Raw genomic sequence first — 17596 nt, 5'->3', positions numbered from 1 at the left:
TGAAATGGAATTTGAAATGCAATAACTATATGTTAATTTTTTTCAACATTTACCTTAAAATTAACCTCATCTATCTCAATTTCGTTAAAATTTGAAAGTGAAGATACAATTTCTATTTTATTTGACAAGACCTCTGCAGAAATATATTCTTCATTTTTCTTGATATTATCAAGGAATGGTGAATTTTCTTCTATGAAGATATTTATTCTGTCTGTCAACTCGAAGTCTTTGTCTTTTCTCAGGTTTTGAATTCTATTGATGAACTCTCTTGCCACACCTTCAGATTTCAACTCGTCTGTCAACGTCAAATCTAATGCCACAGTTGTTTTTCCATCAGAAGTTACTGTCCATCCCGGAATGTCTTTTGTTGAAATTTCAACATCATTCATTGTTATTTCGTAACCTTGGATAGCTATTTTGCCTTCTTTTTCTAAATCAGCAATTTGTTCTGATGAGAAATTAGCAATTTCATTTCCAACTACTTTCATATCCTTCCCTAATTTAGGGCCTAATGCCTTAAAGTTCGGTTTAATTTGCTTTACAATTAAATGAGAAGCTTCTTCTGCATTGATTAATTGTAATTCTTTTACATTCACTTCCTGTTTGATCAGTTCCGCAACTGCAAGAATCTGTTCTTCAGCTTTGGAATCTAATACAGGAACCAATACCTTTTGTAAAGGCTGGCGTACTTTTACATTCTCTTTTTTTCTAAGAGAGAATACCATGCTTGTGATTTGCTGTGCTAAATGGGTTTTTTCAACCAGATCCTGATCGATTAAACTTTCATCAGCAACCGGAAAATCTGTAAGGTGTATTGAATCACAGTTTTCTTTTCCTGTTACCTTATTCAGATCCTGATACAACTGATCCATAAAGAACGGAGCAATTGGTGCGGATAATTTAGCAACTACCTCAAGACATGTATATAAAGTCTGGTAAGCGGAGATCTTGTCATCGGAGTAGTCTCCTTTCCAGAAACGTCTTCTGCATAATCTTACATACCAGTTACTTAAGTTGTCATTTACAAAATTACTTATCGCTCTTGCTACTCTTGTAGGTTCATAATCCTCGTAGAATGCTTTAACCTCTTTAATTAAAAGGTTCAGTTCGGAAAGGATCCATCTGTCTATTTCCGGACGGTTTTCCACATCCTTTTCTGAATAATTGAATCCATCCACATTCGCATATAATGCAAAGAAGGAATAAGTATTATAAAGGGTTCCGAAGAATTTTCTTCTTACCTCATCGATGCCCTCAATATCAAATTTCAAATTCTCCCAAGGATTTGCGTTGGAGATCATGTACCAACGTGTAGCATCCGGGCCATAAACGGAAAGAGTTTCAAACGGATCTACCGCATTACCTAAACGCTTAGACATTTTCTGACCGTTTTTATCCAGAACAAGTCCGTTACTCATAACATTTTTATAAGCAACTGAATCAAAAACGGCTGTTCCGATTGCGTGAAGGGTATAGAACCAACCACGGGTCTGATCCACACCTTCGGCAATGAAGTCCGCCGGAAAGGCCTTTTTATTGTCTATTAATTCTTTATTTTCAAAAGGGTAATGCAATTGGGCATAAGGCATAGAGCCTGAGTCAAACCATACATCGATCAGGTCGCTTTCACGATTCATAGGTTTTCCTGATGCAGATACCAAAACAACTTTGTCTACCACATTTTTATGCAGATCTACCAAAGAGTAGTTTTCTTCCGTCATGTTTCCTATTTCAAACCCTTTGAAAGGATTTTCTTTCATGAATCCTTTTTCAACGGATTTTTCGATCTCGTTGTATAGTTCTTCTACAGAACCGATTACTATCTCTTCTTTCAGGTCATCTGTTCTCCAGATAGGTAATGGAATACCCCAGTAACGGGAACGTGAAAGGTTCCAGTCATTAACATTTTCTAACCAGTTGGCAAAACGTCCTTCTCCGGTAGCTTTTGGCTTCCAGTTGATCTCCTTGTTCAGATTCACCAGGCGGTCTTTTACGGCTGTCATTTTTACAAACCACGAATCCAATGGGTAATATAATACAGGTTTGTCAGTTCTCCAGCAATGAGGATAACTGTGGACGTATTTCTCTACTTTGAAAGCTTTATTCTCTTCTTTTAATACAATTGCCAAATGAACATCCCAAGATTTTTCAGGAGCGGTCCCGTCATCATAATATTCATTTTTGATATACTTTCCTGAGAATACTTCCGGAACATTTTCTCCTTTTATAAATCTACCCTGCAGATCTACTAACGGAACAAGATTGTCGTTTTCATCTTTTACCAACATTGGAGGAATACCTGCCTCTTTAGCAACTCTGGCGTCATCCGCACCAAAAGTTGGAGCGATATGAACGATACCGGTACCGTCTTCAGTTGTCACAAAATCACCGATGATCACTCTGAATGCCTTTTCAGGGGTTTCAGACGGCGTAAACCATGGGATGAGCTGCTCATACTGAGTTCCTGCTAACTTTTCTCCGTTAAACTCTTTCAGAATCTGGTAAGGGATTGTTTTGCTCTCCGATGTATAGTTGGCAAAATCTTCCGCTGTTCCTGCTACATATTTTTTACCAAAGTTCTTTTCCAAAAGAACTCTTGCCAACACAACCGTTACAGGCTCAAAAGTATATTGGTTGAAAGTTTTAACAACAACGTATTCAATGTCTCTTCCTACAGCAAGAGCAGTATTTGAAGGCAGCGTCCATGGAGTAGTGGTCCAGGCCAGGATGTCTACATTACCTTCTACATCGTTGAACAAATCACTGGTTTCTTTTTTTACTCTGAATTGAGCTACTATGGTGGTATCCGAAACATCACGGTATGTTCCGGGCTGGTTCAACTCATGTGAAGAAAGTCCTGTACCTGCTTTTGGAGAATAAGGCTGGATCGTATAACCTTTATACAACAACTCTTTGTTGTATAATTGTTTTAGTAACCACCAAACGGTCTCCATATATTTTGATTTATAGGTAATATATGGATCATCAAGATCCACCCAATATCCTATTTTTTCTGTAAGGTTATTCCACACGTCTGTATAACGCATTACCGCTTCACGACATGCTTTATTATAATCTTCAATAGAAATCTTTTTGCCAATATCCTCTTTCGTAATTCCTAGTTCCTTTTCAACACCAAGCTCCACAGGAAGCCCGTGTGTATCCCAACCCGCTTTACGGAAAACCTGTTTACCGTTCTGAGTCTGGTAACGGCAGAAAATATCTTTCAACGCTCTTGCCATTACATGGTGAATCCCGGGCATACCGTTTGCTGAAGGCGGACCTTCATAAAATACAAACTCAGGGCTACCTTCGCGAATTTCAACACTTTTATTGAAGGTTTTATTTTGTTTCCAAAATTCCGAAACATTGTCGGCTATATCAATAAGGTTGAGGTTTTTGTATTCTTTAAATTGACTCATTGTATTATCTCAATATCGTTGATTAATTAAGTTGGCAAATTTAGTGATTTTTTGTCGGTTTATAATACATGTTTTATTTTGATATCATCTATTAAAAACTTCAATTTCAGAAATATAAATAAAGGGATTGATTATTTGTGAATTTTGAAATGCAAAATTGAGCTTTTTTAAGGTTTTTACTGGATACTTCTATGACCTTTATTCATTAAAATTATTCTCATATTAATAAAAATGGGCTAGAGCCCACTTTCAAATTATACATTTTATCATTTGGTTTTAACTTTTCTGATAAATAACCAAAATTTCGTAATTTTAAGATAACACATAAAAACCATTTGAATGAAAACCATTTCCAGATTATTGCTTATTATTTATTTGTGAGCGGGAACCTGATGCTGGCTCAAAATAGCTATCCTCAAAACTACTTTAGAAATCCTTTAAATATCCCGATACAGCTGGCGGCTAATTTCGGTGCTGTACGGCCAAATCATTTTCACATGGGGCTGGATATACGGACGAACAGTCAGGAAAATCTTCCCGTAGTAGCTGCTGCGGAAGGTTATGTAAGCAGAATAAAGGTTGAACGCTATGGTTTTGGCAATGCTGTTTATATTACACATCCTAATGGTTATACTACTGTTTATGCCCATTTAAACAAATATTTTGATCAGCTTGACGCATTCGTAAAAGAAATGCAGTATAAAGATGAAAAGTGGGAGCAGGATATTACTTTTTCTCCACGCCAGTTTCCTGTAGCGAAAGGGCAGATGATCGCTTTAAGTGGAAATACCGGCGGATCCGCCGGACCCCATCTGCATTTTGAAATCAGAGATACAAAAACGGAAGAGTGTCTGAATCCGTTGTTGTTTGGTTTTAACATTCCGGACAATGTTGCCCCCATAGTGAGTGGTTTGTATTGGTATGACAGACGGTTCAGTAGTTATGAGCCTGGGGCGAATGATGTCTCTGTTAAAAAATCAGGAAATACTTATACGGCCAATATCATATACGTCAATTCTCCGGTTGTGAGCTTAGCCATTAAAGCTGTGGATAAAGCTAATAAGGGTTTTAATCTCGGGATCTATGAAGCACAGCTTTTGATGGATAATAAATTAATATACAGCTTTACAATAGATAAAGTGAGTTATGATGATACCCGTTATATCAATGGTTGTATCGATTACGCAAAGTTCATTCGTGATAAAATGAGTATTCAGCATTTGTCTGTATTACCGGGAATGAAGCTTTCTGATTACAGTTCCGGATCAAATGGGATTATAAACCTTCCTGATGATGCGATTCATGATATTGAAATTGTATTAAAAGATACTAATGGAAATACCAGTCGGCTAACAACCCAAATCCAATGGATTAAAACCTCAGAAGGAATAGTTGAGGGTGCCCAGACAATACATCCTAATGAAGCAAGGACAATAAAAACAGAGAATGCGGAAATCAATTTGAGCAAAAATGCTCTTTATGACGCAATTAATTTTAAAATGTCTGAAAGATCTGATTCGGATGCAGTTTCAAATGCTGTCATATTACACAATCTCTATGTTCCCATTCATGATCATTATGCTCTGAAAATAAAACCCAACCGGAAATTAAATGATGAAGAAAAGAACCGCTTGGTAATTGAGCTTAACTATGGAAGTGATAAAGAGTTTATTAAAGGAAAGTGGAATGGTAGCTATCTCGAAGGACAATTTAAGAGATTGGGGGTAGCGAGAATTCTTTTGGATAATAGTGTGCCATCGGTTTCTCCAAACTGGAAAGAAGGTGCGCTTATAGCAGGCAGTTCTTTGATCCTCAGAGGGAAAACGGATATTGGAGATGTAGAATCATTTCGTGCGGAACTGGATGGGAAATGGCTTCGTTTTGCCAGAATAAAAGATAATTTCGTTTATCTTTTTGATGAAAAATGTCCTAAAGGTTCGGGTGTACATACACTAAAAGTGACAACAACCAATACTGCAGGAAACATGAATACACAAACTTTTACATTTCAGAGATAACATGTCGGGGATACACGACAATTAAAAATCATGAATACATTATACCCGAATACATTCTACAATATTTTATTTAATAAATTTGTTACATAAAAATAAAATCATTGGAATTCTATCCATCAATCGAAAAATCAAACCTTCCTGAAATTAAACAGTTTCAGGAAAAAAAACTTCAGGAACTTCTAATTTATCTTGAAAAGAATTCGCCGTTTTACCAGAGATTATTTAAAGAAAATAATATCAGCTGTGGTGATGTTCAATCTTTGGAAGATTTACGGAAGATTCCTACCACCTCAAAGGATGATCTGCAGCAGCATAACCATGATTTCTTCTGTATTCCTCCAGGGGAGATTGTAGATTACAGTACGACTTCGGGAACTTTAGGAGATCCGGTAACCTTTGGGCTATCTGATAAAGATCTCGAAAGGTTAGCTTATAATGAAGCTATTTCTTTTGCTTGTGCGGGAGTACAGAAAGGAGATGTAGTGCAGATGATTACTACGATCGACAAAAGATTTATGGCAGGTTTAGCTTATTTTCTGGGACTGCGGAAAATGGGTGTCAGTGTTGTAAGGATGGGACCTGGAATTCCGGAATTACAATGGGATTCTATTTTCAGGTATAAGCCTAAATACCTGATCACAGTTCCTTCTTTTCTCCTAAAAATGATAGATTATGCAGAAAAGAATGGGATTGATTATAAAAATTCCAGCGTTTATGGAGCTGTTTGTATTGGGGAAAGTATCAAAAACCAGGATTTTACAGATAATATTCTTTCGCAGAAAATCAAGGAGAAATGGAATATTAAACTTTTTTCTACATATGCCTCCACAGAAATGAGTACGGCATTTACCGAATGTGAGTTTCAGGTGGGGGGACATCAGCATCCGGAGCTGATCATTACAGAAATACTTGATGATAATGAAAATCCTGTACAGGAAGGTGAAAGTGGTGAATTGACTATTACTACTTTGGATGTGGAAGCTATACCATTGCTTCGATTTAAAACAGGAGATATTGTAAAAGCACATTATGAGCCTTGTCAATGCGGGCGTAACACCATGCGTCTTGGACCTGTGATCGGAAGGAAGCAGCAGATGATCAAATATAAAGGGACAACACTTTATCCACCTGCAATGAATGATATTTTGAATGATTTTAATAATTTACAATGTTATCAGATTGTTATTCAATCTAATGAAATCGGGCTGGATGAGATCATCATTAAAATTAGTACGGATAGTGAGTCTGAAAATTTCGTAAGCGAAGTACGGGATCACTTCCGGGCTAAGCTAAGGGTAAGTCCTAAGATTGAAATTGTGGAATTTGAGACTTTATCTAAAGTTGTACATAATCCCAACAGCAGGAAACCGATTACTTTTATTGATATGAGATAGATAAAAGAAATAAAGTACTTTAAACTGATAGAAAAGCGGCCTGAAACTAGGCCGCTTTTTATTGTAATTCTTGTTGTTGTTTTTCTATTTTAATCAGGTTAGCAAGATTTTTTATGACAGTATCGTGCTTCTTTACAAAAGGATTGTCTTTATTCCACACATAACCCGCCAGGACTGCACATATTTTTCTTTTGACATCTTCGTTTTCCGGCCTGTGGAAGAACAGCTCCTGTAAGTTTCCTGTATACCATTCTTTTACATAAGTGGTAAAAACATCTACACCGTATAGTATGTAATCAGCATATTCTTTTTGCCAGTCAATAGTTTCCCCGTTCAATTGTCTGATGGCAAGTTTGGCCGCCAGCATTCCGGATTCTGTAGCAAATGCCATCCCCGATGAAAAAACAGGATCTAAAAATTCTGATGCATTTCCCGTAAGGGCGAACCCGTCACCGTATAGTTTTTTTACAGAGCAAGAGTAATCAACTAGTTTTTTAGGTTCAAAGATAAAGTCTACGTTTCCAAAACGTTTCACATAATAATCCGAGAGTGAAATTGCTTTTCTGAGAGCTTCCGTTGTGTCACCATTTTCTGCAAGCTTTTCAATATAATCTGTAGGACCTACAATTCCTACGCTTGTATTTCCATTAGAAAAAGGAATGACCCAAAGCCATACTTCAGTTTCAATGATATCGAAAGAGATTAAGGTTCCTTCCGTTCCCGTTTCTCTATTGATATCTTCAACATGCGAAAAAATAGCGGAGTGAGGAGATAGTTTTGAAGGTTTTTCCAGATCAAGTAAACGAGGCAATACCCTTCCATAACCACTGGAGTCAATAACGAATTTTGCATGAATCTCTTTCATCTCGCCATTCTTATTTTTTACGGTGGTCACAGAATCGGTTCCTTCAAACCTGATGTCGATTACTTCTGTTTCAAATTCAAGGTCAATTCCTTTATTGATGACTTCGTTGGCAAGTGTATTATCAAAATCAGCTCTGGGAACCTGCCAGGTCCAGTCCCAACCTTCTCCGAATTTGTCACTGAAATCAAACAGGCAGACTTCATCACCTCTCAGGAAGCGGGCTCCCAGTTTTTTTTCAAAGTTCATTTTGTCCAGGGCAGGGAAAAGTCCGGCTTCATCAAAGTGATCCATTACTCTGGGAATTAGGCTTTCGCCAACGACCAATCTTGGGAATCTGGCTTTCTCAACAACCTTTACATTGATGTTGTTCTTCTTTAAGTATGAGGAAGATACACATCCTGAAGGTCCGGCACCGATTACAAGAACGTCTACAAACTCTTTACCCATCTTTGATTTTTTATTTTAATAATAACTTCTATCTTTGCCGCAAAATTAGTGACAATTAATTAATATTTTATAAAATTATCTACTATTACTTCTGATTAATGAAAATAGACAACTTTTTAGAACTGAGGGATTTTCAAAAAATTATTATTGAAAATGAGAAAATAGAACTGGATGATACACTTTTAACAAGAGTGGAAGAAAGCTTTCAGTTTTTAAAAGAATTTTCAAAGAATAAAGTAATATATGGTGTAAATACAGGTTTTGGGCCCATGGCTCAATTTAAAATCAGTGATGAAGACACCCATCAGCTTCAGTATAACCTGATCAGAAGCCATTCTTCAGGAATTGGGAATCCTCTTCCTGCAGCCGAAGTTAAGGCTTGTATGTTGGCGAGACTTAATACTTTGTCTTTGGGAAATTCCGGTGTTCATAGTTCTGTAGTTTATTTACTTAAAGAATTGATAAACAGGGATGTTATCCCTCTTGTTTTTGAACATGGAGGAGTGGGAGCAAGTGGGGATTTGGTCCAGCTTGCCCATTTGGCATTGGTTCTGATTGGTGAAGGGGAAGTATTTTATAAAGGAGATAGGCAACCAACAAAAAAAGTTTTTGAAACGGAAGGATTAGAGCCGATAAAAGTTGAGATCAGGGAAGGATTAGCTTTAATGAACGGAACTTCTGTAATGTCTGGTATCGGAGCTGTAAATGCTTATAAAGCGAACCAGCTTACTGAAATATCCATAAAGCTTTCCTGCGCGATTAATGAGATTGTTCAGGCTTATGATGATCATTTCTCAGAGGTTTTAAACGGAACCAAAAGACATTATGGACAGCAGAAAATTGCTGAAAAAATGAGAGCCCATTTATCTGACAGTAAACTGATCAGAAAAAGAGAAGATCATTTGTATACCCACTTCGAAGAGCAGGAAAAAGTATTTAAAGAAAAGGTTCAGGAATATTATTCATTAAGATGTGTTCCTCAGATTTTGGGACCTGTACTGGATACTTTGGAATACACAGAGAAAGTCCTTGAGAATGAGATCAATTCCGCAAATGATAATCCAATCATCAACGTTGAAGATAAACATGTATATCATGGTGGAAACTTCCATGGTGATTACATTTCGCTGGAGATGGATAAACTAAAGTTGGTCGTAACTAAATTAACAATGCTTGCAGAAAGACAATTGAACTATCTTTTGAATTCCAAGATCAATGAAATTTTACCTCCTTTTGTTAATTTAGGAAAATTAGGATTTAACTTCGGAATGCAGGGTGTTCAATTTACAGCTACTTCTACTACTGCTGAAAGCCAGATGCTGTCGAATTCTATGTATGTCCACAGTATTCCTAACAATAATGATAACCAGGATATTGTAAGTATGGGAACGAATGCAGCGGTTATTTGCAGAAAAGTAATAGAAAATGCTTTTGAGGTGTTAAGTATAGAAGCGATCACAGTTGTTCAGGCAATCGAATATCTTGGTTTCCAGAATAAAGTGTCCTCTTCAACAAAAAGCTTATATGATGATATCAGAAAAATCATCCCGGCATTCTCTGACGATATGGTGATGTACCCTTATCTGGAAGAGGTGAAACAATATTTTAAAAACAACAAAGGATGAAAAAAGTGTTGATTCTTTCTCTTATCGTATTGGGGAAAAGTATATTTGCTCAGCAGCTTGCATTGGTAAAAGAAAAGGCGAAAATAGGATATATTGATAAATCGGGAAATTACGTAATTGAACCTGCATATGAAACAGCAAGAAGTTTCTCTGACGGATTAGCAGCTGTGAAAATCAAAGATATGTGGGGGTTTGTAGGGAAAGATGGTAAAATGGCTATCGAACCTTCCTTCACGAAGGCGAGGGATTTCAATGATGGACTTTGTGCTGTGGAACGTGATGGAATTTGGTTCTATATCAATAAGAATGGAGAAAAGCTAAACATGCCGTATTCGGATAAATTATACGATTTTAACAATGGACTTGCCTTAATAAAAGTTTCAAATAAAATCGGAGCATTTGATACGGGCGGAAAGGTTGTAATACCCGCAGAATATGATGTTATCAAACCCTTTCAAAATGGTTATGCGAGGATTTCTCAGAACGGATTATGGGGAATTATTGATACAGCCGGAAAAGTGATTGTTCCTGTGGAATATAACGATATCGGAGAATATAAGAACGGAGCAACCTGGGCGCAGAAAGGAAAAGCTTATGGTATTATTGATGGAAGTACTTTTTCCATCGCTGAAGGTGCGGATAAGGTCTGGGATTTTGGAAACCAGCCCATTACTTACGCCCGCAGAAACGGAAAAATAGGATTTGTGGACAAAGCAGGAAAATGGGTGATAGAGCCTAAGTTTGATAAGGCGAGGGCATTTAATCAAAATTTAGCTCCTGCATATTCAGGAGGAAAATGGGGATATATTGATATGAAAGGAAACTTTGTAGTAGAACCTGCATATAATGATGCTGAAGTTTTTAGCAATGATAACCTGGCTCCAGTAAAGGGAAAGAATTGGGGATTCATTGATACTTCCGGTAAGCTTGTTATTCCGATGGATTATGATATTTCAGTAAGCTTTGGGTTCAATGAAAAAAATAAAGGTTTTAATGACGGCGTTTCCAGAGTGAAGAAATCCGGAAAATGGGGTTTTATTGATAAAACAGGATCCCTGGTGGGAAATAAATGGTTTTATAATGCAGAACTTTTTCAAAATTAAAACTAATTCTAAGAGATGAAATGTGCAATTGTAACAGGTGGTTCCAGAGGTATAGGAAGGGCAATCTGTATAAAACTGGCTGAGGAGAAAAATTATCATATACTGATCAACTATACTTCTAATGAAGAGGCAGCAAAGGAAACATTGGCAAAAGTTGAAGAAGTTGGAGCCACTGGAGAAATTCTTAAGTTTGATGTGGGGAATGCGGAAGAAACCCTTAAGGTTTTAGGGGATTGGCAGGAAAGTAATGCCGATGCATTGGTTGAAGTGATCGTAAATAATGCAGGGATTACCAGAGACGGTCTGTTTATGTGGATGAAGAATGAAGACTGGAATAGTGTAATTAATACCAGTTTAAATGGTTTTTTCAATGTTACGAATTTTTTCATTCAGAAATTGTTGCGTAACAAATATGGCAGGATTATAAATATGGTTTCAGTTTCCGGTGTTAAAGGAACTGCCGGACAAACCAATTATTCCGCTGCAAAAGGAGCCTTAGTGGGTGCAACAAAAGCACTTGCGCAGGAGGTTGCCAAAAGAAATATCACGGTAAATGCAGTAGCTCCGGGATTTATAAGAACAGATATGACACAGGAGTTTAATGAAGATGAATTAAAGGCAATGATTCCTGCAAACAGATTTGGGGAGGCTGAAGAAGTGGCTGATCTGGTTGCATTTCTGGCTTCACGAAAATCCTCCTATATTACAGGAGAAGTGATTAATATTAATGGTGGTATTTATTCATAATCAATAGCATAAGAAAGATGGAAAATAGGGTTGTGATTACCGGAATGGGAATTTATTCTTGCATCGGAACTTCTTTAGAAGAGGTGAAAGAGTCCCTATATCAAGGCAAATCAGGGATCGTTCTGGAAAAGGAAAGAAAGGAATTCGGATACAGATCAGGGTTAACAGGACAAGTTCCTAAACCGGACCTTAAAGGTCTTCTGAACAGAAGACAGCGTGTAAGCATGGGAGAAGAAAGTGAATATGCTTATCTTGCTACAGTAGACGCCTTAAAACAGGCTCAGGTCAGCGACAGTTTTCTTGAAGATCATGAAGTAGGTATTTTGTATGGGAACGATAGCGTATCTCAGGCTGTAGTGGAAGCGATTGATATTGCCAGGGAAAAGAAGGATACTACATTGATGGGATCAGGTGCCATTTTCAAGTCTATGAACTCTACGGTGACTATGAATCTATCCACGATTTTTAAACTCAAAGGAATTAACCTTACCATCAGCGCAGCTTGTGCAAGCGGATCACATTCTCTGGGGCTTGCTTATCTGATGATCAAAAGCGGTCTGCAAGACATGATTGTTTGCGGCGGAGCTCAGGAGACCAATAAATACTCAATGGCCAGTTTTGATGGGCTGGGTGTTTTCTCTGTAAAGGAAGACGAACCTGAAAAGGCATCAAGACCTTTCGATTCTGCACGTGACGGATTGATCCCGAGTGGGGGAGCGGCGACCTTAATCGTCGAAAGCCTTGAATCTGCCCAAAGGAGGGGAGTTCCTGTTTTAGGAGAGATTATAGGATATGGTTTTTCTTCAAACGGGGGACATATTTCTACTCCTAATGTAGATGGTCCTGCTTTAGCAATGGACAGAGCTCTAAAACAATCCGGATTAAGTGCTAAAGATATAGACTACATCAATGCACACGCTACATCTACTCCGATAGGAGATGCTAATGAAGCACGTGCGATCTACGAGATTTTTGGCAGCGAAGTTCCGGTAAGCTCTACAAAATCAATGACAGGACATGAATGTTGGATGGCGGGAGCCAGCGAAGTGATTTATTCGATGCTGATGATGGAGAATGGTTTTGTAGCTCCGAACATCAATCTTGAAAATCCCGATGAAGAGGCAAAAAGGATAAATTTGGTATCTAAAACAAAAAATCAAAAAATTGACGTATTTTTGTCGAATTCTTTTGGGTTTGGGGGAACCAATTCGGCATTAATTGTAAAAAAATTTGATTAAAAAAGATGGAAAGAGAAAAAATTGTTGCTATCGTTAATGATTTTTTAGTAAATGAATTTGAGGTAGATGGCGATGAGATAAACAAAGACGCTAACCTTAAAACAACTTTAGGTTTAGACAGTTTAGATTATATTGACATGGTTGTCATTATTGAGGCTAACTTCGGAGTGAAGTTAGGCGAAGCCGATTTTAAAAAGATGGTCACATTTGATGACTTCTACAACACTATTGAAAACAAAATAGCTAACAAAAACGCATAACTATCGACTGAACTTTATTTTTTATTATAAAAATCAGGCAGATCAAAAATGAACAAGTGGAAAGGTAAGTCTAAAGGAACAATATCAGGATATAAGATATTTGTTTACTGTATTAGAAATATCGGCATCAGAAGTTCATATTTTGTGCTTTATTTTGTAGCAACCTATTACTTTCTGTTTCTAAGAAAGAGTAATCAGTATATCTTTTATTACTTCAACAAAAGATTAAAGTATAATTTCTGGAAGTCAAAAATCGCTGTATTTAAAAGTTACTTTACTTTTGGAAAGGTTCTTATCGATAAGACAGCCATATCGGTTGGCTTAAGGGATCGGTTTACCTATGAATTTGATGGGATCCAGAATCTTAAGGACCTTCTTAATGAAAAAAAAGGCGGCGTACTTATCAGTGCTCATATCGGAAATTTTGAAATCGCGGAACATTTTTTTGCAGATATTGATTTCGATTGCCAGATTAATTTAGTGACTACGGATCAGGAAGTTACAGCCATTAAAGAATATATGGACAGTATTGCTGTTAAAAAGAGCAATATCAAATTTATTTACGTTAAAGATGATATGTCCCATATTTTCGATATCAATACCGCCTTATCTAAAAATGAGTTGATTTGCTTTACAGGAGATCGTTACTTTGAAGGCTCTAAATTCCTGGAAACCGAATTGCTGGGGAAAAGTGCCAAGTTTCCGGCAGGCCCGTTTCTTATTGCTTCCAGGTTAGGAGTGCCTGTGGTGTACGTTTATGTTATGAAAGAAAAGAATCTCCACTACCATTTATATGCAAGGGTTGCACACGTAAAAAAACGGGACGCTCAGGGGTTATTAAACTCTTATGTCGAGAATCTGGAGAATATGATTAAAAAATATCCGCTGCAATGGTTCAATTATTTTGATTTCTGGGATGATATTAATTAATTTTCTATACTTTTAAGGCATAAAAACTAACAATAACTCCAACTGCTAAGATTTCTTTAGAAGTTTAGATCAATGAAGCTTACTGTATTTGTTTTTGTCCTTGCATAATCTTAATGTAAGGAAGAAGCAAAAATAAATACTCGTCTGCTTAATAATTTAACCTCTGAATTTCTTAGCTTTAAAGAAATGAGACGCTACTTTTGAAAAAAGAATATGACATACTTGTAATCGGCAGCGGTTTAGGAGGTCTTGTTTCGGCTTTGATTTTAGCGAAAGAAGGTCTTAAGGTATGTGTATTGGAGAAAAACAATCAGTACGGAGGTAATCTACAGACCTTTTCCCGTAATAAACTTATTTTCGATACCGGTGTTCATTATCTTGGAGGGCTTTCAAAAGGCCAGAACCTGAACCGTTTTTTTTCCTATCTGGAAATTATGGATGATCTGGAAATCCAGCAAATGGATCTAAACGGATTTGATAAAATAACTTTTGACGGAGATGATACAGAATATCCTCATGCGCAGGGTTATGAGAACTTTGTTTTTCAATTATCCCGTTTCTTTCCTCATGAAAAAGAAAATCTTGAAAGATACTGTGAGGGAGTACAATACGTCTGTAATCATTTCCCCAGATATAATGTGGTTGGAAAAGACCATTACAATGAGGAGATCCTTCACCTCAATACCCGGAGATTCATAGAATCAATTACTTCTGATAAGAAGTTGCAGGCCATATTATTAGGGTCTAATTTTCTGTATGGCGGAGATTCTGAAAAGACCCCGTTTTATGTGCATGCACTTACCGTTAATTCCTGTATTCAGAGTGCTTATAAATGTGTGAAAGGAGGAAGCCAGATTTCCAAGTTGCTCATCCGCAAATTACGGGAATATGGTGCAGATGTTCACAAGCATTCTGAAGTCTCTGAAATGATCTTTAATGAGGATGTTTTGGTTGCCGTAAGGACTAAAACAGGAAAGGAATATGCTGCTAAAAAGTTTATTTCCAACATGGAAATCCGTTCTACTCTAAAGCTGATCAATGAGAAAAGACTAAGAAAATCTTTTCTTAACAGGGTTTTAAGCTGGGAGCCTATTTCTTCCTGCTTCAGTGTCTATATTGTTCTGAAGCCGGGAATTATATCCTATTTTAATCACAACATCTACCATTATTCTTACAGTGAACAGGTTTGGAATGCTTATCAGTATAAGAATGAAACCTGGCCTGAGACGTATATGCTAAGCTCCACGCCATCGAAGCATCATCCTGAATTTGCAGAAAGTATGACAGCAATTACTTATATGGATTTTGATGAGGTGAAAAAATGGGAGAAAACAGTCAATACAGTAACGGATGAGTATGAAAGAGGAAAAGAATATGAAAAGTTCAAGCAGGAAAAAGCCAACAGGATGATTGATGCGCTGGAAAAGAAAATTCCGGATCTCAGACAATCGATTAAACATATATACACCTCTTCACCGCTTTCTTATCGTGATTATATAGGAAGTTTTGAAGGAAATATGTACGGATATATAAAAAGTTCTGAAACCCCTTTGAAAACAATGGTTTCACCAAGGACTAAAATTGATAATCTCTTTTTAACCGGACAGACTGTTAATATGCATGGTATTTTAGGCGTGACCATAGGTGCTTTTAATACCTGTGCCGAGATTGTAGGGAAAGAACTTATTGATGATCGTTTGAAAAAAATGGATACAAAGAGTGACAAAGAGAGTTAATTTCAGGTTTTCAATTCGGGATGATAGAAAGTGGAATGAGGGTTTTCAATCTTCCTTTTCTATCTTACGTATTGTTGATATCTGTAAGATAGTATGCTCGCTCTTATGCACTATTACGCTCGTCTCATGTGGTATCCAAAAATCCATACATCATCTTCCTGAAGTAAAACAATATGCTTTGGAAGTTCCCAAAGTAGAGAGGATTAACGATTCTACCTTTAGTTTTAATCAGAATTATTTAACAAAGAACCGGCAGCAGCTTTGGGAATTATATATCAAGGGAAATCCTTTACAGTTGGGATACAATAATGGTGCATTGACGAAAGACCTGATGCAGAAGCAGGAAGCCATTTTTTTCTCTAAGGTAGAAGGATTTGTACCATCCAATTTTAAGCAAAAATTACTACGAGGATTTCTAAAATGGTATAACAGGAAGATGTACCTGAATGTAAGGGAAGATTATCAGGCTGAACTATACGGATTGTCCCGTTACTCCTCTGATCAGTACAACTTTATTGCTCCAAGGTATTTAAGAAGCCTATATCTTCATGGAGCTCATGATATTGGCCACGCCATGCAGGATCTTGCTTTGGTGGGATGCAGCTCTCTGGCAGTTTGGAATGATAATACGGAAGATGGAGACCTGCTGATTGGTAGAAATTTTGATTTTTATGTTGGAGACGATTTTGCAAAAAATAAGCTTGTAGAATTTATAGAACCTGAAGAAGGTATTCCCTATATGTCTATCAGCTGGCCCGGAATGATCGGGGTGGTTTCCGGAATGAATAAAGAAGGAATCACGGTGACCATCAACGCAGGGAAATCCAAAATTCCCTTAACCGCAAAAACCCCAATATCTCTTGTAACCAGGGAGATTTTGCAGTATGCTAAAAATATTGATGAAGCCATTGGTATTGCTAAAAAAAGAAAGGTTTTCGTTTCAGAATCTATATTGGTAGGAAGCGCCAATGATAAAGATGCAGTGATAATTGAAGTTTCTCCCAACAACTTTGGAGTTTACCGGGTTCAGAATTCAAGTGGTATTGTTTGTACCAATCATTTTCAATCCGAGCCTTATAAAGATGATAAGAAAAACAGGAAACATATTCTGGAAAGCCATTCAGGATATCGATATGAAAAAATTCAGGAGCTTCTTCAGGAGAACAAAAAATTAAATCCGGAAAAAATGGCTTCGATTCTCAGGGACAGATCAGGTTTAAAAGGTGAAAAAATAGGATATGGAAATGAAAAAGCCCTTAACCAGCTGCTGGCTCATCATGCCGTCATATTTTCACCTCAGAAGAAATTAGTCTGGGTTTCTTCTAATCCTTATCAGTTGGGCGAATTTGTTTGTTATGATTTAAACAGGATATTTTCCGCAGATCGTTTGAAATCCGGAGAATTTGCTGTTTCCAGCCTCAATATATCTAAAGACCCTTTCTTAGACTCCCGGGAATTTAAAAATTATGAAGAATACAAAAAGCTTCATAACCAGATAGATGATGCTTCAGAACGTACGGGAGAAATGCTGTCAGAAGATTGGATCCGGCATTATCAATCCTTAAACCCTGATTTCTGGCTTGTTTATTACCAGACGGGAAAGTATTATCTCAGTAAGAAAGACTTTTATAAGGCAAAGGCAGCTTTCGAAAAAGCTCTGACGAAAGAAATCACTACTGTCCCGGACAAAAGAAAAGTTGAAAAATATCTGAGAAAATCCGATAGAAAATTGAATTAAGACTGTTCTATCTAAAACTTTCCCATTCCCTTTAATACTATTGAATATTAGTGATCATATTTTATCTGATTTT

12 protein-coding genes are annotated in these 17596 nt (G+C 37.0%); 10 read left to right on the top strand and 2 right to left on the bottom strand.

Annotation, left to right across the window (positions count from 1 at the left end):
* Positions 1-32: 32 nt before the first annotated feature.
* On the bottom strand, positions 33-3422 hold the full coding sequence (gene ileS, locus PFY10_11885; GenBank protein WBV54936.1) for an isoleucine--tRNA ligase: 3390 nt from the start codon (positions 3420-3422) through the stop codon (positions 33-35).
* A 335-nt stretch (positions 3423-3757) separates the two neighbouring features.
* Here ileS and PFY10_11880 point away from each other — a divergent pair, with 335 nt between their 5' ends.
* A complete protein-coding gene (locus PFY10_11880; GenBank protein WBV54935.1) occupies positions 3758-5440 on the top strand; it encodes a M23 family metallopeptidase in 1683 nt (560 codons plus the stop codon).
* Between the two features lie 101 nt (positions 5441-5541).
* A complete protein-coding gene (locus PFY10_11875) occupies positions 5542-6834 on the top strand; it encodes an AMP-binding protein (GenBank protein WBV54934.1) in 1293 nt (430 codons plus the stop codon).
* Between the two features lie 58 nt (positions 6835-6892).
* Here PFY10_11875 and PFY10_11870 read toward each other — a convergent pair whose 3' ends face one another.
* Positions 6893-8146 carry an NAD(P)/FAD-dependent oxidoreductase gene (locus PFY10_11870; protein ID WBV54933.1) on the bottom strand — a complete coding sequence of 418 codons (1254 nt, stop codon included), beginning with the start codon at positions 8144-8146 and terminating at the stop codon, positions 6893-6895.
* Between the two features lie 98 nt (positions 8147-8244).
* Here PFY10_11870 and PFY10_11865 point away from each other — a divergent pair, with 98 nt between their 5' ends.
* The 8 genes from PFY10_11865 to PFY10_11830 all read left to right on the top strand — a co-directional run bounded on the left by PFY10_11865 (position 8245) and on the right by PFY10_11830 (position 17523).
* Positions 8245-9771, top strand: a complete 1527-nt coding sequence (locus PFY10_11865) for an aromatic amino acid ammonia-lyase (GenBank protein WBV54932.1) — start codon at positions 8245-8247, stop codon at positions 9769-9771.
* Complete coding sequence (locus PFY10_11860) at positions 9768-10874, top strand: WG repeat-containing protein (protein ID WBV54931.1); 1107 nt, start codon at positions 9768-9770, stop codon at positions 10872-10874. Before PFY10_11865 ends, PFY10_11860 begins: the two co-directional genes overlap by 4 nt.
* Before the next feature lie 15 nt (positions 10875-10889).
* Positions 10890-11621 (top strand): 3-oxoacyl-ACP reductase FabG, encoded by a 732-nt coding sequence (gene fabG / locus PFY10_11855; GenBank protein WBV54930.1) that lies wholly within the window; start codon positions 10890-10892, stop codon positions 11619-11621.
* Positions 11622-11638: 17 nt separating this feature from the next.
* On the top strand, positions 11639-12859 hold the full coding sequence (locus PFY10_11850) for a beta-ketoacyl-[acyl-carrier-protein] synthase family protein (GenBank protein ID WBV54929.1): 1221 nt from the start codon (positions 11639-11641) through the stop codon (positions 12857-12859).
* 5 nt (positions 12860-12864) lie between these two features.
* Positions 12865-13119: a phosphopantetheine-binding protein gene (locus PFY10_11845; GenBank protein WBV54928.1), complete on the top strand. Its 255-nt coding sequence runs from the start codon at positions 12865-12867 to the stop codon at positions 13117-13119.
* A 48-nt stretch (positions 13120-13167) separates the two neighbouring features.
* On the top strand, positions 13168-14049 hold the full coding sequence (locus PFY10_11840; GenBank protein WBV54927.1) for a lipid A biosynthesis acyltransferase: 882 nt from the start codon (positions 13168-13170) through the stop codon (positions 14047-14049).
* 200 nt (positions 14050-14249) lie between these two features.
* Positions 14250-15785 carry an NAD(P)/FAD-dependent oxidoreductase gene (locus tag PFY10_11835; GenBank protein ID WBV54926.1) on the top strand — a complete coding sequence of 512 codons (1536 nt, stop codon included), beginning with the start codon at positions 14250-14252 and terminating at the stop codon, positions 15783-15785.
* Positions 15786-15855: 70 nt separating this feature from the next.
* Positions 15856-17523 carry a C45 family autoproteolytic acyltransferase/hydrolase gene (locus PFY10_11830; protein WBV58938.1) on the top strand — a complete coding sequence of 556 codons (1668 nt, stop codon included), beginning with the start codon at positions 15856-15858 and terminating at the stop codon, positions 17521-17523.
* Positions 17524-17596 lie beyond the last annotated feature (73 nt).

Source organism: Chryseobacterium daecheongense (assembly GCA_027920525.1).
Taxonomy (GTDB): domain Bacteria; phylum Bacteroidota; class Bacteroidia; order Flavobacteriales; family Weeksellaceae; genus Chryseobacterium; species Chryseobacterium proteolyticum.
Note: the sequence above shows the minus strand (reverse complement) of the source record. Positions and strands in the feature narration are given on the sequence as shown.